The sequence below is a fragment of the Pseudomonas floridensis genome, from assembly GCF_002087235.1.
Taxonomy (GTDB): domain Bacteria; phylum Pseudomonadota; class Gammaproteobacteria; order Pseudomonadales; family Pseudomonadaceae; genus Aquipseudomonas; species Aquipseudomonas floridensis.
This window is the reverse complement of sequence record NZ_MUIO01000097.1, coordinates 20,403-43,081: the sequence shown is the minus strand read 5'-3', so window position 1 is coordinate 43,081 and position 22,679 is coordinate 20,403. Positions and strand designations below refer to the sequence as shown.

At 58.7% G+C, this 22,679-nt stretch carries 19 protein-coding genes, 2 tRNA genes and 1 pseudogene; 15 read left to right on the top strand and 7 right to left on the bottom strand.

The annotated features are described in order from the left end of the window. Positions 1 to 156: 156 nt before the first annotated feature. Both BZK31_RS22855 and BZK31_RS22850 read left to right on the top strand, forming a co-directional pair. Complete coding sequence (locus tag BZK31_RS22855; protein WP_083185575.1) at positions 157 to 1,872, top strand: proline--tRNA ligase; 1,716 nt, start codon at positions 157 to 159, stop codon at positions 1,870 to 1,872. Positions 1,873 to 1,940: 68 nt separating this feature from the next. Further along, a complete protein-coding gene (locus BZK31_RS22850; protein ID WP_083185574.1) occupies positions 1,941 to 2,897 on the top strand; it encodes a hypothetical protein in 957 nt (318 codons plus the stop codon). A gap of 45 nt (positions 2,898 to 2,942) precedes the next feature. Here the strand turns inward: BZK31_RS22850 and dinB are convergent, their stop codons facing one another. Next, positions 2,943 to 4,004, bottom strand: a complete 1,062-nt coding sequence (dinB, locus tag BZK31_RS22845) for a DNA polymerase IV (RefSeq protein WP_083185573.1) — start codon at positions 4,002 to 4,004, stop codon at positions 2,943 to 2,945. A gap of 261 nt (positions 4,005 to 4,265) precedes the next feature. Here dinB and BZK31_RS22840 point away from each other — a divergent pair. The 4 genes from BZK31_RS22840 (at position 4,266) to BZK31_RS22825 (ending at position 8,941) form a co-directional block, all read left to right on the top strand. Further along, a tRNA-Met gene (locus BZK31_RS22840) sits at positions 4,266 to 4,342 on the top strand. 182 nt (positions 4,343 to 4,524) lie between these two features. Continuing rightward, a tRNA-Met gene (locus BZK31_RS22835) sits at positions 4,525 to 4,601 on the top strand. A gap of 351 nt (positions 4,602 to 4,952) precedes the next feature. Continuing rightward, positions 4,953 to 7,595 carry a bifunctional lysylphosphatidylglycerol flippase/synthetase MprF gene (mprF, locus tag BZK31_RS22830; RefSeq protein ID WP_083185572.1) on the top strand — a complete coding sequence of 881 codons (2,643 nt, stop codon included), beginning with the start codon at positions 4,953 to 4,955 and terminating at the stop codon, positions 7,593 to 7,595. Further along, positions 7,595 to 8,941: a virulence factor family protein gene (locus BZK31_RS22825; RefSeq protein ID WP_083185571.1), complete on the top strand. Its 1,347-nt coding sequence runs from the start codon at positions 7,595 to 7,597 to the stop codon at positions 8,939 to 8,941. The genes mprF and BZK31_RS22825 overlap by 1 nt, the downstream gene beginning before the upstream one ends. Positions 8,942 to 9,027: 86 nt before the next feature. Here BZK31_RS22825 and BZK31_RS22820 read toward each other — a convergent pair whose 3' ends face one another. Then, a complete protein-coding gene (locus BZK31_RS22820; protein WP_083185570.1) occupies positions 9,028 to 10,923 on the bottom strand; it encodes a potassium transporter Kup in 1,896 nt (631 codons plus the stop codon). A gap of 566 nt (positions 10,924 to 11,489) precedes the next feature. Here BZK31_RS22820 and BZK31_RS22810 point away from each other — a divergent pair. From BZK31_RS22810 to tsaA, 6 genes and pseudogenes are all read left to right on the top strand, one after another. Next, positions 11,490 to 11,924, top strand: a pseudogene (locus tag BZK31_RS22810) (T3SS effector HopA1 family protein); the annotation flags it as partial. A 298-nt stretch (positions 11,925 to 12,222) separates the two neighbouring features. Then, positions 12,223 to 13,566 (top strand): 30S ribosomal protein S12 methylthiotransferase RimO, encoded by a 1,344-nt coding sequence (rimO, locus tag BZK31_RS22800; protein WP_083185568.1) that lies wholly within the window; start codon positions 12,223 to 12,225, stop codon positions 13,564 to 13,566. A gap of 103 nt (positions 13,567 to 13,669) precedes the next feature. Then, positions 13,670 to 14,110, top strand: coding sequence for a GNAT family N-acetyltransferase (locus tag BZK31_RS22795; protein WP_083185567.1), 441 nt, complete (start codon positions 13,670 to 13,672; stop codon positions 14,108 to 14,110). A gap of 94 nt (positions 14,111 to 14,204) precedes the next feature. Further along, a complete protein-coding gene (locus BZK31_RS22790; RefSeq protein WP_083185566.1) occupies positions 14,205 to 14,915 on the top strand; it encodes an rRNA pseudouridine synthase in 711 nt (236 codons plus the stop codon). Positions 14,916 to 14,982: 67 nt separating this feature from the next. Beyond that, positions 14,983 to 15,444 carry a YehS family protein gene (locus BZK31_RS22785; RefSeq protein WP_083185565.1) on the top strand — a complete coding sequence of 154 codons (462 nt, stop codon included), beginning with the start codon at positions 14,983 to 14,985 and terminating at the stop codon, positions 15,442 to 15,444. 13 nt (positions 15,445 to 15,457) lie between these two features. Beyond that, entirely contained in the window at positions 15,458 to 16,204 is a 747-nt protein-coding gene (gene tsaA, locus BZK31_RS22780; RefSeq protein WP_083185564.1) for a tRNA (N6-threonylcarbamoyladenosine(37)-N6)-methyltransferase TrmO, read from the top strand. A 10-nt stretch (positions 16,205 to 16,214) separates the two neighbouring features. Here the strand turns inward: tsaA and fpr are convergent, their stop codons facing one another. Further along, positions 16,215 to 16,994 carry a ferredoxin-NADP reductase gene (gene fpr / locus BZK31_RS22775; RefSeq protein ID WP_002554680.1) on the bottom strand — a complete coding sequence of 260 codons (780 nt, stop codon included), beginning with the start codon at positions 16,992 to 16,994 and terminating at the stop codon, positions 16,215 to 16,217. A gap of 123 nt (positions 16,995 to 17,117) precedes the next feature. Between fpr and BZK31_RS22770 the strand changes: the two genes are divergently transcribed. After that, complete coding sequence (locus BZK31_RS22770; RefSeq protein WP_083185563.1) at positions 17,118 to 18,044, top strand: LysR family transcriptional regulator; 927 nt, start codon at positions 17,118 to 17,120, stop codon at positions 18,042 to 18,044. 15 nt (positions 18,045 to 18,059) lie between these two features. On the opposite strand, the gene BZK31_RS22765 is transcribed toward BZK31_RS22770, so the two are convergent. The 3 genes from BZK31_RS22765 to BZK31_RS22750 form a co-directional block, all read right to left on the bottom strand. Further along, the gene (locus BZK31_RS22765) at positions 18,060 to 18,425 is read right to left on the bottom strand and encodes a diacylglycerol kinase (protein WP_083185562.1); all 366 of its coding nucleotides are present in this window, start codon (positions 18,423 to 18,425) and stop codon (positions 18,060 to 18,062) included. An 81-nt stretch (positions 18,426 to 18,506) separates the two neighbouring features. Next, positions 18,507 to 19,154, bottom strand: coding sequence for a response regulator transcription factor ErdR (gene erdR / locus BZK31_RS22760; RefSeq protein WP_083185561.1), 648 nt, complete (start codon positions 19,152 to 19,154; stop codon positions 18,507 to 18,509). A gap of 237 nt (positions 19,155 to 19,391) precedes the next feature. Next, positions 19,392 to 20,102, bottom strand: a complete 711-nt coding sequence (locus BZK31_RS22750; RefSeq protein ID WP_083185576.1) for a tRNA-uridine aminocarboxypropyltransferase — start codon at positions 20,100 to 20,102, stop codon at positions 19,392 to 19,394. Between the two features lie 221 nt (positions 20,103 to 20,323). Here BZK31_RS22750 and BZK31_RS22745 point away from each other — a divergent pair, with 221 nt between their 5' ends. Beyond that, positions 20,324 to 20,740, top strand: a complete 417-nt coding sequence (locus BZK31_RS22745) for a quorum-sensing-regulated virulence factor family protein (protein ID WP_083185559.1) — start codon at positions 20,324 to 20,326, stop codon at positions 20,738 to 20,740. A 349-nt stretch (positions 20,741 to 21,089) separates the two neighbouring features. Further along, positions 21,090 to 22,208: an LOG family protein gene (locus BZK31_RS22740; RefSeq protein WP_083185558.1), complete on the top strand. Its 1,119-nt coding sequence runs from the start codon at positions 21,090 to 21,092 to the stop codon at positions 22,206 to 22,208. 2 nt (positions 22,209 to 22,210) lie between these two features. Here BZK31_RS22740 and recX read toward each other — a convergent pair whose 3' ends face one another. After that, entirely contained in the window at positions 22,211 to 22,678 is a 468-nt protein-coding gene (gene recX / locus BZK31_RS22735; protein ID WP_083185557.1) for a recombination regulator RecX, read from the bottom strand. Position 22,679: the final 1 nt, after the last annotated feature.

Below are 22,679 nucleotides of genomic sequence, written 5' to 3'. Positions count from 1 at the left end.
AGTGAACAGCATTACGGCACATGCCGGGCTTTCTGTATTGCCCCCCTCGAACGCACTTGCGCACAACCGCACCGCCCGTCCCGCCCTGTACGCGACCGGCACATCACCGTACAATCGCGAGTCATTTCCAGTCTCAGCAACCGACAACGGCCAACCATGCGCACCAGTCAATTTTTGCTCGCCACACAGAAAGAAACCCCTTCCGACGCGGTCGTGGTCAGCCATCAGCTGATGCTGCGTGCCGGCATGATCCGCAAGCTGGCCTCAGGCCTTTACACCTGGCTGCCGATGGGCCTGCGCGTGCTGCGTAAAGTAGAAGCCATCGTCCGCGAAGAAATGGACGCCGCCGGCGCGCTTGAAATTCTCATGCCTGGTATCCAGCCTGCGGAACTGTGGCAGGAATCCGGCCGCTGGGTACAGTACGGCCCGGAGCTGATGCGTCTGGTGGACCGCCACAATCGTGACTTCTGCCTGGGCCCGACCCATGAAGAGGTCATCACTGATCTGGCGCGCAACGAGCTGAATAGCTACAAGCAGTTGCCGATCAACATGTACCAGATCCAGACCAAATTCCGCGACGAGATCCGTCCGCGTTTCGGCCTGATGCGTGGCCGCGAGTTCGTCATGAAAGACGCCTATTCCTTTCATGCCGATCATGCGTCGCTGCAGGAAACCTACGACCGCATGCACCAGGCGTACAGCAACATCTTTACGCGCCTGGGCCTGAAGTTCCGTCCTGTCGAAGCTGACAACGGCTCGATCGGCGGCGCAGGTTCACACGAATTCCACGTGCTGGCCGAATCCGGCGAAGACGACATCGTGTTCAGCGACGGCTCCGACTACGCCGCCAACATCGAGAAAGCCGAAGCGGTGCCGCGCGAGACCTCCCGCCCTGCCGCTACAGAAGAGCTTCGCCTGGTGGACACGCCGAACGCCAAGACCATTGCGCAACTGGTCGAAGGCTTCAACCTGCCAATCGAAAAAACCGTCAAGACACTGGTGGTGCATGCGGCGGAAGAAGGCAAGCTGATAGCGCTGATCATTCGTGGCGATCATGATCTCAACGAGATCAAGGCCAGCAAACTCGAGCAGGTCGCAAGTCCACTGGTCATGGCGTCCGAAGCCGAACTGCGTGACGCCATTGGCGCAGGCGCAGGTTCTCTGGGCCCGCTCAATCTGCCACTGCCATGCGTCATCGATCGCTCGGTCGAACTGATGAGCGACTTCAGTGTCGGCGCCAATATCGACGACAAGCATTACTTTGGGGTCAACTGGGAGCGCGATCTGCCGGTTCCGACCGTCGCCGACCTGCGCAATGTCGTTGCAGGCGACCCAAGCCCGGATGGCAAAGGCACGCTGGAAATCAAACGCGGCATCGAAGTCGGCCATATCTTCCAGTTGGGCACCAAATACAGCGAAGCGATGAAGTGCCAGGTGCTGGGCGAGAACGGCAAGCCGGTGAACCTGTCGATGGGTTGCTACGGCATTGGCGTATCCCGCGTCGTCGCCGCAGCCATCGAGCAGAACAGCGACGAAAACGGCATCATCTGGAACGACACCCTGGCACCGTTCCAGATCGCCCTGATACCGCTGCGCTATGAAACCGACGCCGTGCGTGAAGCCACAGACAAACTGTACGCCGATCTGAAAGCCGCCGGTTTTGAAGTGCTGCTCGACGACCGCGACAAGAAAACCAGCCCCGGCATCAAGTTTGCCGACATGGAATTAATCGGTATCCCGCATCGCATCGTTGTCAGCGACCGCGGCCTGGCCGAAGGGAATCTGGAATACAAGAGCCGTACCGAGTCGCAACCGCAAGCCATTGCGGTCGCTGACGTGCTGTCGTTCATCCAGGGCCGCGTGAAACGCTGAGTCGGAAGGCGCGCCGACCTGCGTCGGCGCGTTACTCATCACCTGCCCCATCCGCATCAAGAGATCCCATGCTCAAACGAAGCACCTTAAGCCTCGGCAGCGCCGTTCTCTGCGGCACCTTCCTCGTCGGCGGCTGCGCCAATCAGTTGTCGCAGCGCAGCGAGCACGAAGAACGCGTCGAGCGAAAACTGCTCGAGCATACGCTGCAGGTCGATATCGGCGAGCCCAAGACGCTGGAATTGCCCCAACGTCGTGTGCGCATTCACGAGCACAAATCGTTCGAAGTCACCGACTTCGAAGTAACGCGTCATTATGATCGCTACACCCCTTATCAACCCTGGCGGGAAATCTATGAGATTCCGCTGGGTGCCGTCGCGGTCGTGGCTGGCGTGGGTGCCAACGTGGTCAACGTATTCGCGCTGGGCAGTCTGCCCGAGAGCGTGACCAAGGACTGGATCAGCTACGGAGTCGCCGGACTGAACCCGTTCATGAACGCCCCGTCCCACGGTCGCGCCCAGCAGAACCTGGCCGGCATCGATGAAGTCCAGAAGGACAAACGCATCGAGAACTCGACCCTGCCCTGGAACGAGCGCTCGGTGATGGTCAAGGCTGGCAATGAAACCCATGAGATGGCCACCGACCGCAACGGCGTGCTGCGCCTGAACCTGCTGGACAGCCCGTTTGCCGAGCAGGACCTGAGTCGCGTCACGCGTCTCTATATAAATGTAGAAGACGAGCAGGATAATGCTCACGCCAACGCCAGCCTGCCCATCAGCCACTCGCTGCGTGGCAAACTTCTGGAGGCCCACGCATTGATCTACGACGATCTGGAAGATGACGAAGTGAGCCAGTGGGTGCATCGGGTCAAGCGTTTGTCGGACCTGGGTCTTGAAGAAGAGGCCAGCGAGCTTGAACAAAGCCTCATCGAGCTGACCCGCAACGATCCGCAACTGCAGAACGAGTTTCTGAAGTCACTCGCCAAGGACGCCGGCCGCCTGGTTGCAGTCCCGGCCGAAGCACCTTGAGTCCTGAGGCTCCGTGCTTGCGCGGAGCCTCAGGATTGCCGACTGTCAGCGTGCGAACAGCTCAAGCTGCTCATGCGCGGCGCGCAAGTCGTGCAACCGCACACCCACGCCTAACAGCCGAACCGGCTTCCCTCCCCGCGCGAAGGCTTGCGACAGCAGTTGCTCATAGCTGCCCAGGTCTCTGCCCGCACCGGTCTGCTCCAGCGTGGTCTGCGTGAAATCATGGAATTTGACTTTGACGAACGGTTTGCCGGGGCGGTACTGGCCTTCCATGCGTGCCATTCGGTTGCTCAGTGTCTCCAGCAAGGCCGGCAGCTTTTCAAGGCAGCTGGCGAGATCAGGCAAATCCTTGTCGTAGGTGTTTTCCACACTGACCGATTGCCGTCGGCTGTCATTCTCCACAGGCCTGTCGTCGATGCCGTGGGCAAGACTCCAGAGCCGCTCGCCGAAACTGCCGAACTCGCGGACCAGCGCAAGCTTGTTCCGGCTGCGAAGATCCGCGCAGTCAACGATACCCAGCCGCCCCAGTTTGTCAGCGGTGACCTTGCCTACTCCATGCAGCTTGTTGACGGGCAGCGAAGCAACGAAATCCTCGACCTGATCGGGCGTAATCACAAACAGTCCGTTGGGCTTTTTCCAGTCACTGGCGATCTTGGCCAGAAACTTGTTGGGTGCCACGCCTGCTGAGACGGTGATGTGCAACTGATTCGACACCCTGCGCCGGATATCCTGAGCGATACGTGTCGCACTGCCCGAGAAGTGGCTCGCGTCGGACACGTCCAGAAAAGCCTCGTCCAGGGACAGGGGCTCGATCAGGTCGGTGTAATCGCGAAAGATGGTCTGGATTTCCCGCGACGCTTCCTTATAGGCATCCATGCGCGGCTTGACGATGGTCAGGTCCGGACAGAGCTTGAGAGCATGACGGGAAGACATCGCAGAACGCACACCGTAAGCGCGTGCTTCGTAATTGCAGGTCGCAATCACCCCTCGCCGCTCCGCCGAGCCCCCTACCGCCAGTGGCTTGGCGGCAAGACTGGGGTCGTCGCGCATTTCGATGGCTGCATAAAAGCAGTCACAGTCGATGTGGATGATTTTGCGCTGCGTCATGACCTGATGAGATTTTGATATCCATGGCCGCGCAGTATCTCACTGCTATCAATTCGTGACACGTCCGTCCTGAAGATGGGCGATGAAATGGCAACCCAGATGGCTTTTTAGCCATGCCAATAGTGCTGAAAGCCCCATAGAACGGGCGTCAACAGTCATTCTCCCCTGCGTTTCGTCTCGCTAACCATTTGAAGGAAAAGCAGTTTTTCAAAACTAAACGTTGACAGCCCGCCAACTCTCTGTAGAATGCCGCCACACAGACGCGGGATGGAGCAGTCTGGTAGCTCGTCGGGCTCATAACCCGAAGGTCGTCGGTTCAAATCCGGCTCCCGCAACCAAACATCAAAAAAGGCTACTCGAAAGAGTGGCCTTTTTTGTGCGCGTCGATAAAACCTCTGTTCACGCCTCAACCGCAGGCAAACGCTTATTGCCGAACAGCCTGCGGATCAGAGTTATTTTCAGATTTCCAGCATTAAGACTTGACACTTTGGTGTTCGGCTGTAGAATGCCGCCACACAGACGCGGGATGGAGCAGTCTGGTAGCTCGTCGGGCTCATAACCCGAAGGTCGTCGGTTCAAATCCGGCTCCCGCAACCAAACATCAAGAAAGGCTGCTCGAAAGAGCGGCCTTTTTTGTGCCTGATGAAAAATCCTCTCGCATCACCCGTAACTGTCTGACAAAAAAGACTATTTGATCCAGGCGCTGAAGCCCTATCATCACTGCCGTCACGCAATGTTTTCATTTGCGACAGTTTTTTCACATCCTGCCGATAGGCTTATAGCTAAGCTGAATCAGACCTGAATCACGGCTGAACAGCGGCGACCCGGTCTATTCGCTATTCGCTCGTTAGGCGTTGACGCGCTAACATCCTGAAATATTTTTTGCGTAGGGATTGGTAACTTGGCTGTATACCTCCATCCTGTCGCGCACGATCCAAGGAGTGATTGATGCGCGACAACACGTCAGATTCCAATGAAGCAGTAAATGCCGATCAACCTGGCAAACCCGCACGCCTGAGCTGGCGCGAGTTGCTGAGCAAGTACCGTCAGCCCATCGGACTGGCCGTCATGCTGCTGCTGTTCGGACTGGCGCTTATCGCCTGTCGGCACATGCTGATCGAGATGGACTGGTATGCGCTGCATGACGCGCTGTTTGCAGTGCCCCTGCCCTCTCTGGGCGGCGCACTGCTGGCAGCGATCATCGGCTATGTGATCCTGATGGGTTACGAGTTGTCTGCCAGTCGCTATGCAAACGTCGACCTGCCGACCAAAACGCTCATTCTCGGTGGCTTTACCTCGTTTGCCATCGGCAATGCGGTCGGGCTGTCGATGCTGTCCGGCGGATCGGTGCGCTATCGCCTGTATTCCCGGCATGGCATCGGCGCGATTGAAATTGCCCGCATGACAGTGTTCGCCAGCCTTTCGCTGGGCTGCGCCTTACCACCGCTCGCCGCACTGGCGACCTTGAGCAACCTGTCCGGCGCATCGCTGGCCCTCAAACTTCCGGTCGAGGTCCTCGCCGTGGTCGCGACAGCAGTGCTGGTCGGCAGTATTTTGCTGGCCGTCGCCGTCTACCGCCGCCGCCTGCCGGAGCAGGACATTCCCCACAATATTCTGGTGCGCCTCGGTCGCCGCACCTTGCGCCTGCCAAACCTGCGCCTGACACTGATCCAATTGGTGATCACGGCTCTGGACGTCGCCGCGGCCGCTCTCGTGCTTTATATGCTGCTGCCTCACGCGCCGCCGCTGGGCGCGTTCATGCTGATTTACCTGTTGGCACTGGCCGCAGGCGTACTCAGCCATGTGCCGGGCGGCGTCGGGGTTTTCGAAGCGATCCTGCTGGCCGCCTTCGCCAATGAGCTGGGCGCTGCACCACTGGCCGCTGCGCTGCTGCTGTACCGCCTGATCTACGTGGTGCTGCCGCTGTTGCTGGCGTGCCTGACGCTGCTGTTCACTGAAGCACAGCGATTGCTTCCGACCCGACAGGCGATGCGTGTTGCGTCAGGGCTGGCGGCACCGATCCTGGCACTCCTGGTTTTCTTGTCGGGGGTGGTGCTGCTCTTCTCTGGTGCCACCCCTGAAATCGATACCCGACTGGAAAACGTCGGCTTCATGATCCCCCATCGCCTGATCGACGCGTCGCACTTCGGGGCCAGTCTGGTGGGCGTTCTGTGCCTGCTGCTCGCTCAAGGTCTGCGCCGGCGATTGTCCGCTGCATGGATACTGACGGTGATTCTGCTCGTGGTGGGAGCGGTGCTGTCGATGCTGAAAGGCTTTGACTGGGAGGAAGCCAGCCTTCTGCTGCTCACCGCCGTCTTGCTGATGACCTTCCGCCGCTCGTTCTATCGCCCGAGCCGACTGTTCGAAGTGCCCTTCTCGCCGCTCTATCTGATCGCCAGCGTTTGTGTGGTCGGCGCGTCGATCTGGCTGTTGCTGTTCGCTTACCAGGACGTGCCTTACAGCCATCAGCTGTGGTGGCAATTCACCCTGGATGCCGATGCACCGCGCGGTCTTCGGTCGGCACTGGGCAGTGCCGTTCTGCTGGTGGTGGTCTCGCTAACCTGGCTGCTGCGCACGGCACGGCCGGTGATCAAGCTGCCCGACGCCACTGACCTGGATAAAGCCGCCGCGATTCTCAAAGCCTCCAATCAGCCTGATGGAGGCCTGGTGCTGACCGGTGACAAGGCAATCCTGTTTCACCCAGCGGGCAATGCGTTCCTGATGTACTCGCATCGCGGTCGCAGTCTTGTGGCACTTTATGACCCGATCGGCCCGACGCAACAGCGTGCCGAGTTGATCTGGCAATTCCGTGACCTGTGCGACGTGCACCATGCACGGCCCGTGTTCTACCAGGTGCGCGCCGAAAACCTGCCGTTCTACATGGACATCGGGCTGACCGCCATCAAGTTGGGCGAAGAAGCACGCGTCAACCTGCTGACCTTCGACATCGATGCCAAAGGCAAAGAGATGAAGGACCTGCGCTATACGTGGAATCGCGGGGGCCGGGACGGTCTTTCACTGGAGATCTACGAGCCGGGCCAAGCGCCAATCGATGAGCTGAGGGCAATCTCCGACGCCTGGCTGACTGGCAAGAACGTGCGCGAGAAAGGCTTTTCGCTGGGCCGCTTCAACCCCGATTACCTCAAGTACTTCCGTATCGCCATCGTTCACTTCCAGGGCAAACCAGTCGCGTTTTCCAACCTTCTGGAAACCGACAGTCACCAGTTGGCCAGTCTGGACCTGATGCGTTCACACCCTGACGCGCCCAAGTTGACCATGGAATTCATGATGGTGGGCCTGATTCAGCACTATAAAGCCCAGGGCTACGCACGCTTCAGCCTGGGCATGGTGCCCCTGTCGGGCCTGCAACCGCGACGCGGTGCGCCACTGACCCAACGTCTGGGATCAATGATCTTCCGCCGCGGCGAGCAGCTCTACAACTTCCAGGGTCTGCGCCGCTTCAAGGACAAGTTCCAGCCTGATTGGGAACCTCGTTATATGGCCGTGCCCGCCGGACTCGATCCGCTCGTGGCCTTGGCTGACACTGCCGCCCTGATTGCGGGCGGCCTGACTGGATTGGTGAAACGCTGATGATTCGACGCTCCTGGCGCATTTTGCTCGCAGCTCTGGTAATTGTTCTTTTAATCGTTGCACTGGGCGTCTGGATCTGGAGCCGCCCTGCCCCGCCCGCCGACCTTGAACACCTGAACCTGGATGACGGCGCTCCACTGACGAGCGTGACACCGGCAACACGGATCAAGACGCGCATCGCACTGGCCGTTACCGCTGAAGAAATGCTCACTGACAAACAGTTGCTGGCCATCAGCAAAGACGCGTCGGCTCGCATCGTTCAGGTGGTGCTGCCCAAAGATGACTGCGTGATACAACAGAAGACCTTTCAAAGCGCACTTGAAAAACTTGACGGCCCGGCGCTTGTCGTCGGCGGCATTGGCCCCGGCGCAACGCTGGCGTGGCGCTGGCTGGCCACGCAGACCGACGACAAGGCACAGGCCATTTCCGTAGGCTTCGCCCTGGAACATGTCTCCAACCCGCCGCCAGTCGTGGAAGAAGGCGACACCCCGCCTCGCATCTGCGACGTGCCACTGCCACAGAAGGCGCCGCATGGCCACTGGCTGGCCGCATGGAACGACGCGCCGGATGATCCGAGCGCAGCCTTCGTGCGCGATCAGAGCAACGCCGACACCAGCATCAGTGACTACGACATTCCGTTGCCACAGGTGCTGAATACCGAACTGCGTCATTTGCTGCTCGGTGAAAACGACGGCGGCGGCCTGGGCATTCCGGTCGTCGAAGTACCGGCCAGCCAGCCTTCCGATACCGTCACGCTGTTCATGTCCGGCGACGGCGGCTGGCGCGACCTGGACAAGGTCGTGGCAGGCGATATGGCGAAAATGGGCTACCCGGTGGTCGGCATCGACGTGCTGCGCTACTACTGGGAGCACAAGACGCCGGAGCAGACCGCTGTCGACCTCACCGACCTGATGAACCACTATCGCCAGAAATGGGGCACCAAGCGCTTCATTCTGGCCGGTTACTCGTTCGGTGCAGACGTCATGCCAGCGATCTATAACCGACTGGCCACGGACGATCAGAACCGTGTCGACGCTATTATCCTGCTGGCCTTCGCCCGCTCCGGCAGCTTCGAAATCCACGTCGACGGCTGGCTCGGAAACGCAGGCAAAGAGGCGACCACCGGGCCGGAGATGGCCAGGCTACCGGCTGCCAAGGTGCTCTGCGTATACGGCATCGAAGAAAAGAAAGACAGCGGCTGTACCGACACCACTGCCGTGGGCGAAGCTGTTCAGCTACCGGGCGGCCATCACTTTGACGAAGACTACCCGGCTCTGGCCAAGCGCCTGATCGACGCCATCAACAAGCGTCAGGGCAAGACGGGCACTCAGACCAGCGCTCAATAACCGGTCCGTTTCCCGAGTCCAAAAAAATCCCGGCACCGTGAGGTCGCCGGGATTTTTATTAGCTGATCAGCCGTGAGGCCAGAAGCTTACATCTCGACCTGCGTCCCCAGTTCGATCACCCGATTGAAGGGCAGCTTGAAGAAACGCAGGTTGCCATTGGCGTTCTTGAGCATGAAAGCGAACAACGCCTCGCGCCATCGAGCCATGCCGACCATCTTGGACGGAATCACCGTCTCGCGACTGAGGAAGTACGTGGTGCGCATTGGGCTGAAGTCCAGCTCCGCCAGATGGCACAGGGCGAGCGCAGCGGGGACGTCAGGCTCGTCGATGAAACCGAAATGCAGGATCACCCGATAGAATCCTTCCCCGTACGACTCCACCTCAAAGCGCTGCTGCGCCGGCACCCTCGGGGAGTCCTCGTAAACCACCGTCAACAGCACTACCTGCTCATGCAACACCTGGTTGTGCAGCATGTTGTGCAACAACGCGTGAGGCACGGCATCGGAACGGGCTGTCAGGAACACTGCCGTGCCCTGCACCCGATGCGGCGGCTGCACGCGGATACTGCCGATGAAGATCGGCAGTGGCAGGCCGCCCTCATCAATACGCTCGGCCAGCAACTGTTTGCCCCGCTTCCAGGTGGTCATGAGGATGAACAGCGCCGCGCCCGCCAGCACCGGAAAAGCCCCGCCCTGAAAAATCTTCGGCACGTTGGCCGCAAAGAACAGACCGTCTACCAATAGCAGGCACACCAGCAGCGGAATGGCCAGCAACGGCGGCCACTTCCACAACAGCAGCATCACCGACGACACCAGAATGGTGGTGCAGAGCATCGTTCCGGTCACCGCAACGCCATAGGCCGAGGCCAGTGCGCCGGACGACTCGAAACCGATCACCAGCATGATCACACCCGCCATCAATGCCCAGTTGACGGCACCAATGTAGATCTGGCCCTGCGCATCGCTGGACGTGTGCTGGATATACATTCGTGGGATGTAGCCGAGCTGAATCGCCTGCAGGGTCATCGAAAACGCACCGGAAATCACCGCCTGCGAGGCAATGATCGTCGCCATGGTCGACAGCCCGATCAGCGGCAGCAGCGCCCAGCCCGGAGCCAGCAGGTAGAACGGGTTGCGCACGGTTTCAGGATTGCCGAGCACCAGCGCACCCTGACCGAAATAGTTGAGCAGCAATGCGGGCAGTACCAGGATGAACCAGGCCCGGGAGATCGGCTTGCGCCCGAAATGCCCCATGTCTGCATACAAGGCTTCGGCACCGGTCAACGCCAGTACCACAGCGCCGAGGATCGCAACGCCGATACCCGGATGAATAATGAAGAAGCGCACCCCCCACGCAGGATTCACCGCCTTGAGCACTTCCGGGGACTGCATGATGCCGTAGACGCCCAGCGCACCGAGCACCACGAACCAGGTGACCATCACCGGTCCGAACAGCACACCAATGCGCGCGGTTCCGTGTCGCTGAATCAGGAACAGCCCGATCAGCACCACCAGCGCCATCGGAACGATCCAGTGTTCCAGGCCATCGAACGCCAACTCCAGGCCTTCCATCGCCGACAACACCGAAACGGCGGGCGTGATCATGCTGTCGCCGTAAAACAGCGCAGCTCCGAACAGACCGAACACCACCATCAGCATCTGCAGTCTGGGGTACTTGGCAGTGGCCCGCCGCGCCAGCGCCGTCAAGGCCATGATGCCGCCCTCGCCCTGGTTGTTGGCGCGCAAAATGAAGACCATGTATTTGAAAGACACGACCCAGATCAGCGACCAGAAAATCAGCGACAACACACCCAGAATCGCGTCATGCGTGACCTCGACCCCGTATCCACCCTGAAACACCTCTTTGAGTGTGTAGAGCGGACTGGTGCCGATATCGCCATATACCACACCCACGGCCGCGACCAGCAACCCGATGGGTTTTGCAGTACTTGCAGCACCTGCATGACTGTTTGCTTGACTCATCCACTACTCCCGGAAACCAGACATGAGGCTCAAAGCACTATGAACTTCACAACGCGTAACAATTCAGATCCGCCCAGACATTGACACGCCTCGACACAATGGCGCGAAGCATAACGCAGAGGTGCAGGTAATTCTCTCCCTAACACGGCAAGAGGGGCTCATCATCGTTATGACACAGCGCAGGCCAGCGCCCCGCCCAGCCACTCAAACGCACTTACCACGCCTTGCAAGGCGCGAAGGGAAGGATCTTTTGTGAGTCGGGCATGGAACCTGATCAAGCCATAGTGGGCAGAAGCCGCTGAGAAAGCGGGTTTAAGCGACGAGTACACCATCTATGAGATGTATAAAAACAACGTTCCAGGCACGCTACCTATGGGTCCAAGGCAGCAGTATCACTACCTGGAGGCCTTACGAACGCTTAATAACGAGAGTCAACTGATCATCCGCCCGCAGAGCCAGGATCATCTGCGTGTCAAAGAACGGAATCTGGATGCATATATGGCTGAACGCGCAGAATCCAGGGTCGGTTTCTATCGACTTGAGCCGGAAAAGAACGCGCTCCCGGCAAAGATACCGGACGCCTCACTGTGGGCGTACAACCCAAGTATGCGACACAGCTGGCTCGCGCAATGTGTGCATTGATCGAGAAGGAAAAGTCCGTGACCTCGGGCAAAGTCGCGGGCCCGGCCAACTACGGCAAACGGACGGACTCCGCCATCCTTTATATAAATGGCGATATTGAAACGGCGGCGCGATTGGCAGAGGAATTGAGAACGCTGAGCGGTATATCAGCAGATGGTTTCATCGAACATACACCGCTGAGTATGCAGTCGACCGGACGTGGTTTTTCCTATGCCGAGGACGCTGATAAAAAACAGGAGAGCCACGGACTTAGCAGAACACGCGTTATTGTAGACGCTCTAAACTTGAGGGACCGCTGGACGCCATACTTAAAACGGCACTGGCGGCACACGGATTTGACACAGACAATCCGGCACTAAAAAAGCGGAAGTGAATGACGACATCGGACAGAGCGAATCCTCAACCTGAGGATCGACTCGATGACTGCATCAGGAACCAGCAACGACAAGGCGTCAGCGCCGTGGCGACCCCCTCTGCGACACCTGCATATCGCTAACAGTGCGGCTCCCTGCCAGCACTCGTCGTAAATCTTGTCCAAACGCTGGTCATCGCGTCCGCTCACCGCTAGAATTGCGCACTTTTTGATCAGAGGCGCAGCCAAGCGCCCAATCGGTGCCTGCGCGTGTTGTCCAGGCACTCTTCACGCCGAGGTTCGCCATGTCCACCGTCACCACGCCATCCGCCCCCAAGGTTGGATTCGTTTCTCTGGGTTGTCCGAAAGCGCTCGTCGATTCCGAACGCATCCTGACTCAGTTGCGCATGGAAGGTTACGAAGTCGTCCCCACGTACGAAGATGCCGACGTGGTTGTCGTCAACACCTGCGGCTTCATCGACACGGCCAAGGCTGAATCGCTGGAAGTGATCGGCGAGGCGCTGGCAGAGAACGGCAAAGTGATCGTGACCGGTTGCATGGGCGTGGACGAGAACGTCATTCGCAACGTGCACCCCAGCGTTCTGTCGGTGACCGGCCCGCAGCAATACGAGCAAGTGGTCAATGCCGTGCATGAAGTGGTGCCGCCGCGTCACGATCATAATCCGCTGATCGATCTGGTGCCGCCACAAGGCATCAAACTGACCCCACGTCACTACGCTTATCTGAAGATTTCCGAAGGCTGCAACCACAGTTGCAGCTTCTGCATCATCCCGTCGATGCGTGGCAAGCTGGTCAGCCGTCCGGTGGGCGATGTGCTGGATGAAGCCAAGCGCCTGGTCAAATCCGGCGTGAAGGAACTGCTGGTCATTTCTCAGGACACCAGCGCCTACGGCGTCGATGTCAAATACCGCACCGGTTTCTGGGATGGCCAGCCGGTCAAGACCCGCATGACCGAGCTGTGTCAGGCGCTGGGCTCCATGGGTGTCTGGGTTCGTCTGCACTACGTTTACCCGTACCCGCACGTCGACGAACTGATCCCGCTGATGGCCGCTGGCAAGATCCTGCCGTACCTGGACATCCCTTTCCAGCACGCCAGCCCCAAGGTCCTCAAGCTGATGAAGCGTCCGGCGTTCGAAGACAAGACCCTGGCCCGCATCAAGAACTGGCGCGAACAGTGCCCGGACCTGATCATTCGCTCGACCTTCATTGTCGGCTTCCCGGGTGAAACCGAAGAGGACTTCCAGTACCTGCTGGACTGGCTGACCGAAGCGCAACTGGACCGCGTGGGCTGCTTCCAGTACTCGCCCGTTGAAGGTGCGCCGGCCAATCTGCTGGACGCCGCCGTCGTGCCGGACGACGTCAAACAGGACCGCTGGGACCGTTTCATGGCCCATCAACAGGCCATCAGCGCTGCGCGCCTGCAGATGAAGATCGGCCGTGAGATCGAAGTGCTGATCGACGAGGTCGATGAACGCGGCGCGGTAGGCCGCTGCTTCTTCGACGCACCCGAGATCGACGGCAACGTGTTCATCGGTCTGGAAGACGACAGCACTGTTAAACCCGGCGACAAAATCATGTGCCGCGTCACGGATGCAGACGAATACGACCTGTGGGCCGAAATCATCTGATCCCGTGACCTGTCGCCTGAAAAAGCCCTGCCCTTCAAAACGGCAGGGCTTTTTCGTTTAATCTCGCGGTCTATGCACAGACAGGTCCACGGGAGCACACGTGATGGAGCTCTACTTTCCAGACAAGAACGATTACCCGCAACTGGTGGATGTATGGGAGCGCTCGGTCCGGGCGACCCACGATTTTCTGCCGGATGCCTACATCACGCTCTTGAAGGATCTGCTGCTAAGGCAGTACCTGGACAGCGTGACGCTCTTCTGCATACGCGATGCGCAACTCGCCATCAGCGGCTTTGCCGGGGTTAACCGCGCCAAGCTGGACATGCTGTTCATCGATCCGGCACACAGAGGACAAGGCCTGGGGACGCAACTGCTGACTTACGCCATCTCGCACTTTCACATTCACGAACTGGATGTGAACGAACAGAACCCGAAGGCGTTGGGTTTTTACCTCAAACACGGCTTTCAGGTGGTCAGCCGCTCCGAAGTGGATGGTCTGGGCAATCCTTATCCAATGCTCAGAATGCGCCTGAATCGACGGTAATGAAGTCGCTGGCGGTGCATTTGCAATGTTGCCGCGATTAACCCGACGCAGGCGGTTACAATGGCGCCTTTCTCATCAGTTAACGGCTTCTTTCATGACAGACCCCATTCGCCTCTCCAAACGCCTCATCGATCTGGTCGGCTGCTCCCGCCGGGAGGCTGAACTGTTCATTGAAGGCGGCTGGGTCACCGTGGATGGCGTAGTGGTCGAAGAACCGCAGTTCAAGGTCGACACTCAGAAGGTAGAGCTGAGTCCGGACGCCAGGGCCGACTCGCCCGAACCGGTTACCCTGATTCTGCACAAACCGGCCTCGGCCACCGTCGAAAGCGCATTGCAGATGATCACCCCAGGTACGCTTTCTGAAGAACACAGCTATGGCAAGCGACCGCTCAAGGGTCATTTTCTGCGTCTGGAGGCGATCTCCACCCTGCAGGACAACGCCAGCGGTTTGATGGTATTCAGCCAGGACTGGAAAATCCTCCGCAAACTCACCGACGACCGCAGCAAGATCGAGCAGGAGTATGTGGTGGAAATCTCCGGTGAGATGGTTCCGCACGGCCTCAATCGCCTGAACCACGGCCTGACCTACAAGGGTAAGGAACTGCCGAAAGTGAAGGCCAGCTGGCAGAACGAAAACCGTCTGCGCTTCGCCATGAAGAACCCGCAGCCCGGTGTTATCGCCCAGCTTTGCGAGGCGGTCGGCCTGAAGATTGTCTCCATGCGCCGCATCCGCATCGGCGGTGTGTCGATGGGCAAGCTGCCCGAAGGCCAATGGCGCTACATGACCACCAAGGAAAAGTTCTAACCCCCTCATTACACAGCGCGTGCGATGTGATCGCGCGCCCTCAAAAGACTTACAGGACTCACGCCTCATGATGAACAACGATGTATTGCGCAGCGTGCGCTACATGCTCGATATCAGCGACAGCAAGATCGTCGAAATTACCGGACTGACTGGCTTCGAAGTTGCCAAAAGCGACGTTGTCGCGTTCATGAAGAAAGAGGAAGAAGAAGGCTATCTGGACTGCAGCGATGAGTTCATGGCGCACTTTCTGGATGGTCTGGTCTACTTCAAGCGCGGCAAGGACGAGAGTCGTCCACCTCAGCCCATTGACCTGCCGATCACCAACAACATCGTACTGAAGAAGCTGCGCGTCGCCTTCGAACTGAAAGAAGACGACATGCATGCGATTCTCAAATCGGTCGATTTCCCGGTGTCCAAGCCCGAACTGAGCGCGTTGTTCCGCAAAGTGGGCCACACCAACTATCGGGAATGTGGCGACCAGTTGCTGCGCAACTTCCTCAAGGGCCTGACCCTGCGCGTTCGCGGTTGAGCCGTCGTACACCATGACCTACACCGTTTCGCCTGTCGGCTATGTGCGCTCGTGCTTCAAGGAGAAATTTGCCATTCCGCGCCAGCCACATCTGGCGCCAGCGGCGCGTGGCGTGCTTGAACTGGTCGCGCCGTTCAATCAGAGCGACGCGGTGCAAGGGCTGGAACAGGTCAGCCATGTGTGGCTGCTGTTTATGTTTCATCTCGCCCTGGAAGACAAGCCGCGCCTGAAAGTACGACCGCCTCGCCTCGGTGGCAACCAGTCTATGGGTGTATTCGCCACGCGCGCCACCCATCGCCCCAATGGCATCGGCCAGTCCGTGGTCAAACTGGATAAGGTCGAGGCCGGCCGCTTGTGGTTGTCAGGCATCGACCTGCTGGACGGCACACCTGTGCTGGACATCAAACCCTACGTGCCCTACGCCGACATGATCGACGACGCCAGCAACCTCATCGCCAGCGCAGCACCGGCGCTGATCCCTGTGCGCTGGCAGAACGTCGCTCTGACTCAGGCGCATGAACATGCCTTGCGACTGGGCGAGCCGCTGACCGAATTGATCGAACAGTGTCTGGCTCAGGATCCACGCCCGGCCTATCAAGTGCCTACGCCCGAGCGCCGCTACGGCGCACAGTTCTGGGATCTGGACGTGCGCTGGCACTACCCGGAGCCCGGCGTCATCTGCGTGCTGGAAGTAGCCCCGGCGCAAAACCCGGGACAAAAAAAAACCCGCCTCATCCAGACAAGGACGAGGCGGGTTTAGTCAACCGGTCTTACTTCTCGACGAATGCACGCTCGATCAGGTAATCACCAGGCTCACGCATACGCGGCGAAACGGTCAGACCGAAGCTGTTGAGCACTTCGCTGGTCTCGTCGAGCATGCTCGGGCTGCCGCACAACATGGCGCGGTCGTCCTGAGGATTGATCGGCGGCAGACCGATGTCGCTGAACAGCTTGCCGCTGCGCATCAGATCGGTCAGGCGCCCTTCGTTCTCGAAAGGCTCGCGGGTGACGGTCGGGTAATAGATCAGCTTGTCGCGCAGCGCTTCGCCGAAAAATTCGTTCTGTGGCAGATGCTCGGTGATGAACTCGCGATAGGCGACTTCATTCACGTACCGCACGCCGTGGCATAGGATCACCTTTTCGAAACGCTCGTAGGTTTCAGGGTCCTGAATGACACTCATGAACGGCGCCAGACCGGTACCGGTGCTCAACAGATAAAGATGCTTGCCCGGCTTGAGGTCGTCGAGTACCAGCGTGCCCGTAGGCTTTTTGCTGATGATGATCTCGTCACCTTCCTTCAAATGCTGCAACTGCGAAGTCAGCGGACCGTCCGGCACCTTGATGCTGAAAAACTCCAGATGCTCTTCCCAGTTGGGGCTGGCGATCGAATAGGCACGCATGAGCGGACGACCGTTCGGCTGCTGCAGACCGATCATGACGAACTGACCGTTCTCGAAGCGCAGACCTGGGTCGCGGGTGCACTTGAAACTGAAGAGGGTGTCGTTCCAGTGGTGGACGCTGAGGACACGCTCGTGGTTCATGTTGCTCATGTACGTGGGAACTCCTGAATATTTCGTGCGCGCAGGGGCACAGCGCTATTGCGCGACATTCTAGTGGCAGACACAATATCTGTTAAATGAATTATCAAGATATGGGTAATCGGTTATATAGATATGCGATTCACTCTCCGTCAACTTCAGGTATTTGTCGCCGTCGCCCAGCAGGAAAGCGTGTCGCGCGCGGCTGTGCTGCTTTCGCTCTCGCAGTCGGCGGCCAGCACGTCGATCACCGAACTGGAACGTCAATCCAGCTGCCAGCTGTTCGACCGTGCCGGCAAGCGGTTGAGCCTCAATGCCACCGGCCGCCAGTTGCTGCCGCAGGCTGTCGCCCTCCTCGATCAGGCCAAGGAGATCGAAGACCTGCTCAACGGCAAATCGGGTTTCGGCTCGCTGGCGGTCGGGGCGACGCTGACCATAGGCAATTATCTGGCGACCTTGCTGATTGGCGGTTACATGCAGCGCCACCCGGAAAGTCAGGTCAAGCTGCACGTCCAGAACACCGCACACATCGTGCAGCAGGTGGCGCACTACGAAATCGATCTGGGGCTGATCGAAGGCGATTGCAGCCATCCCGACATTGAAGTGCAATCCTGGGTGGAGGATGAGCTGGTGGTGTTCTGCGCGCCGCAACATCCGTTGGCCACGCGTGGCCAGGCGACGCTGGAGGAACTGACGCATGAAGCCTGGATCCTGCGTGAACAGGGCTCCGGTACTCGGCTGACGTTCGATCAGGCCATGCGGCATCATCGCAATGGCCTGAATGTGAAGCTGGAACTGGAGCACACCGAAGCGATAAAGCGAGCGGTGGAATCCGGACTGGGCATCGGCTGCATTTCAAGGCTGGCGCTGCGCGATGCGTTTCGTCGCGGCAATCTGGTCGAACTCGCGACGCCGGATCTGGACCTGTCGCGACAGTTCTACTTCATCTGGCACAAGCAGAAATACCAGACGTCTGCCATGCGCGAGTTCCTCGAACTCTGCCGGGCGTTCACCGCAGGGGTGCAACGCAGTGACGAGATCGTACTGCCCAGCCTGTACTGAACAGCGGGCTGCCGGTCAGCCGAACAGAACGATGCCCCACACCAGACCGATCATGCTCAGGGCAATCAGCTGTGCGGCGCTGCCCATGTCCTTGGCGTTCTTGGACAGGGGATGCAGGTCCAGCGAGATCCGGTCGATGGCCGCTTCGACGGCCGAGTTGAGCAGTTCGACGATCAATGCCAGCAGGCATACCGCAACCAGCAACGCGTGTTCGCCTTTGCTGACATTCAGAAAAAAAGAGACAGGGATCAGTACGACATTGAGCAGGACCAATTGACGGAACGCCGCCTCGCCTTTGAAAGCGGCGGACAGACCATCGAGCGAATAACCTGCGGCATTGAAGATGCGTTTCAGACCGGTTTGGCCTTTGAAGGGCGACATAGAGAGGCTGCTGTACAGTGAGGATGAGAAAAGCTAAGGGAACACAGGTCAAAAAAGCGTGAACATTTATCTGACTGGCCGTTAGCTGGCTGAAATGGATTCGAGTTGTTGCAACAACAACGCGGCCTGGGTCCGGGTCCGTACGCCAAGCTTGCGAAAGATCGCGGTCACGTGAGCCTTGATCGTGGCTTCGGAAACACTCAGCTCAAACGCGATCTGCTTGTTCAACAGCCCTTCACAGACCATGGTCAACACCCTGAACTGTTGCGGGGTAAGACTGGCGAGACCGGCGCTGGCCGCCTTGGCTTCGTCCGACACACTGATGACTTCATTGACCTGCGGCGGCCACCAGACATCGCCTTCCAGCACTGTGCGCACCGCATGCTGGATCGCCTCCAGAGAACTGGATTTGGGGATGAAACCGCTGGCACCGAACTCTCTGGATCGAACCACGATCGACGCTTCTTCCTGCGCTGAGACCATCACCACAGGAATCTGCGGGTATTGCCCACGCAACAGGACCAGACCCGAGAAGCCATACGCGCCGGGCATATTCAGGTCCAGCAGCACCAGATCCCAGTCAGCCTTCTGCGCCAGATGAGACTCCAGCTGGGCAATGCTCTCTGCCTCGACCAGCCGCGCGTCGGGTCCCAGCCCGATGCTCAACGCCTGACGCAGCGCGCTGCGAAACAGGGGGTGATCGTCGGCAATCAGGATGTCGTAGGTCATGTGTTGATCCTGTTTTCATAGTGAGGACCCGCAACGCGGATCGCTCAGCAAGGCATTCGCAAATGCCGGCAAATTCACATTACCCAGATGGGCAGGCGCAGCGCCAAACCCGGTGAATCGGCGTCCAAGCGGCGCCAAGCATGCCCAGCAACACCATGCCGGTCAAGCGTGAAGCGCCTGACCTGCGACGATGAGATGGCAATCAGCCAACAGGTGCGGGAGCAGAGGCTTCAGTGCCTATAAAAAAGCTTTCAGATGAGTATGAGCCGCATCGTCCGGATCAACCGGCCGCTGATATTTGGCCCCCAGATAATGGGCACTGAATACATCCAGATAAGCATCCAATACGCTACTGGCACTGACATCATCCGCCAATTCCAGACACAGCGCGGCCACTTCGGCCGTACAGAAGTGGTCGTCGCGCCTGGAACGGCGCAGGCGGTAGCGCGAGATCTGCTCAGGCTCCAGACTCAGCACCGGAAATCTCTCCAGATACGGGCTTTTGCGAAACATTTTGCGCGCTTCGGTCCAGGTCGCGTCCAGCAGAATGAACAACGGACGCTTGCCCTCTACCCGTGCCACCTCAGTGACCACCCGTTCCCTGGCGACGAATTCGCCGGGAAAAACGATATACGGCTGCCACTGTGGATCATCCAGCAACGCCAGCAACTGCTCATCCACGTCAATGCGGGACCAGCCAAACGCATGGGTATCCTCGATGACATCGGCGATCAGCCAGCCTGTATTGGTCGGTTTCAACGGCTCAGTGTCGTACATGAGCAGGCACATGCCCGAGTCGGCGGCGACTTTTGGACGCCATGCACATAGACAGTAGCTGAAGATGACCCGGCAATCCGGGCAGCGAGGTGCACGCGAACCCCGCGCGATAAAGGGTTTGGTACTGCGGGCCAGACGCTCGTCGCGCAGGCGGGAAACAGCGTGACCCATTACAGAGCGCGCCAACTGAAAGAATGCATCGACACCACGAGAACCCGGCAGCCATAAGGAAAGTGCGCGCAGTTTATCAGAGCCTTGACCGTTCAACCCTAGGCTGTGTGAAGAGTCCTGTCTTATACTGCTGCGCCTTGCAACCCGCAGTCGGCAGGTTATCCCGGAACGCACTTTGAAGTCGCTGGTCCAACGGCCAGCTACTTAATCAGGAGAGTTTAATGCTGCGCCTCATCGCCCCTACCCTTACGCTTTTGCTCGTTGCTCCGCTGTGCGCCCAAGCGGCGTCGAAGCAGGAGTTCGAACTCAGCAAGATGCTGGAAAAAGTCGCGAAGGAAAGCAGCGTTGGTACGCCTCGGGCGATCAACGAAGACATTCTGGATCAGGGCTACACCGTCAATGGCGACGAGTTGATCAACCACCTGAGCGTACGCGAAGGCCTGGCGCAGCAAATGCGTGCTAACCCGGACGTGATGCGCAATCAACTGGGCAACAGCGTTTGCCACAACAACGGCTTCCGTCAGTTGATGACCAAAGGTGCCGTACTCAAGTATCAGTTCACCGAGTACAAGACCAACAGCCAGATCGTCACCCAGACCTTCCAGGCCTCGGACTGCACGGTCAAACCGAAAAAATAAACAGCCTGACTCATCCCTCCTGTGCGCCTGCCCGTCAGGCGCACGCTGTACTCATTTCGAGACATCCTGCAACGCCTTGCTCCTGAAGACGCCTGTCGAGTCGATGGCCTTTTAGAAGCAACCGGCCCATCATCGACTCGACAGGAAAGACCGGCTGGCGCTATAAATTTCCTACAGCTGAGCTTTAATTTTCAGGCACAAGGGCAACAGGAGTGACACGCCCCTGTGCATCAATCGTTTCTTGACCCAAGGAAACAGACGGAATCCATACGATCGGGCGATGGCGCGATGTCGTTCCTGCCAGTTTGCCAAAACCGGATCAGTGATTCTGCAGGAGGAGAAATCTTGAATGCCGTATGTACCTAACGATCTTCTGTCGCAACACTTTCAAAGCAACGGGCTGAACCTGACCAGCAAGATTGAAGAGCACATCCATCAGGTCGCCCCCGGCAGCCAGAACCTGGCACTTTACCGAGACATGATGCTGACCGTCCTGCGCATGGCGCAAGATGATCGCAATCGCTGGAACGCCAAGATTACCCTGCAAACCCTTCGCGAACTCGACAGCGCTTTCCGCGCACTGGAACGCTTCAAGGGTCGGCGCAAGGTCACGGTGTTCGGCTCGGCCCGCACGCCCGTTGAACATCCGCTCTATGCACAAGCCACGGAGCTTGGTGAAAAGCTCGCGCAATCCGACATGATGGTCATCACCGGCGCAGGCGGCGGCATCATGGCGGCGGCCCATGCTGGCGCGGGTCTGAAGCACAGCTTGGGGTTCAACATCACCCTGCCCTTCGAACAACATGCCAACCCAACGGTTGAAGGCACGGAAAACCTGCTGCCGTTCCACTTTTTCTTCACACGTAAACTGTTCTTCGTCAAGGAAGCCGATGCCCTGGTGCTATGCCCGGGTGGCTTTGGCACGCTGGATGAAGCCCTGGAAGTGCTAACACTGGTTCAGACCGGGAAAAGCCCGCTGGTGCCCATCGTACTTCTGGATACACCAGGCGGCAGCTTCTGGCAAAGCGCGCTGGACTTCATCAAGACCCAACTGCAGGACAATCACTACATCCTGCCGGCGGACATGAAGCTGATGCGGCTGGTCTACAGCCCCGACGAAGCGGTCGAGGAAATCAGCCAGTTCTACCGTAACTACCATTCCAGCCGCTGGCTGAAGAACACCTTCGTGATTCGCATGCACCACCCACTCAGCGAGCAAGCACTCCATCACCTGCAGGACGCGTTCGCCGATCTGTGCCTTAGCGAAAATTTCCAACAGCATGGCTATCAGGGTGAAGAACATGACGAAGCGCAATACAGCCATCTGAAACGGTTGGCATTCACGTTCACTGGACGTAATCAGGGCCGGCTTCGCGAGCTGGTGGACTACATCAACCTGCCGAAAAACTGGTTAGCGCCATCGAACGAAGAACAGGCAGCCCAGGCACGCAAACCACTGAAAGCCTGAGTTCAGTCATCCCCGCCACGGCCGCTCAACAGGCGGCCGATCAGGTCCAACGGATAACCTCGATAGCTGAGAAAGCGCCCTTGCTGGGCACGCTCACGCGCATCGGCAGGCATCTTTCCGCCAAACTTACGCTGCCAGGTTTCCTGAAGTTTTTCTTGCCAATCAACGCCGCACTCTCTGAGTGCCTGTTCGATATCAGGACGCTGCAAACCGCGCTGGTTCAGTTCTTCCCGGATACGTACCGGTCCATAGCCAGAGCGCGCCCGGTAGGAGACAAAACTTTCAAGGTAACGGGATTCGGACAGCAAACCGTCTTCGACCAGACGGTCAAGCGCTGCTTCGATGTGTTCGGGAGAGGCGCCGCGCTGACGCAGCTTTCGCGTCAGCTCGACCCGACCGTGCTCGCGTCGTGCGAGCAGGTCCATTGCAGTGCGCCTTACGGCGACGGGTGTATCAAGCACGGCAGACATG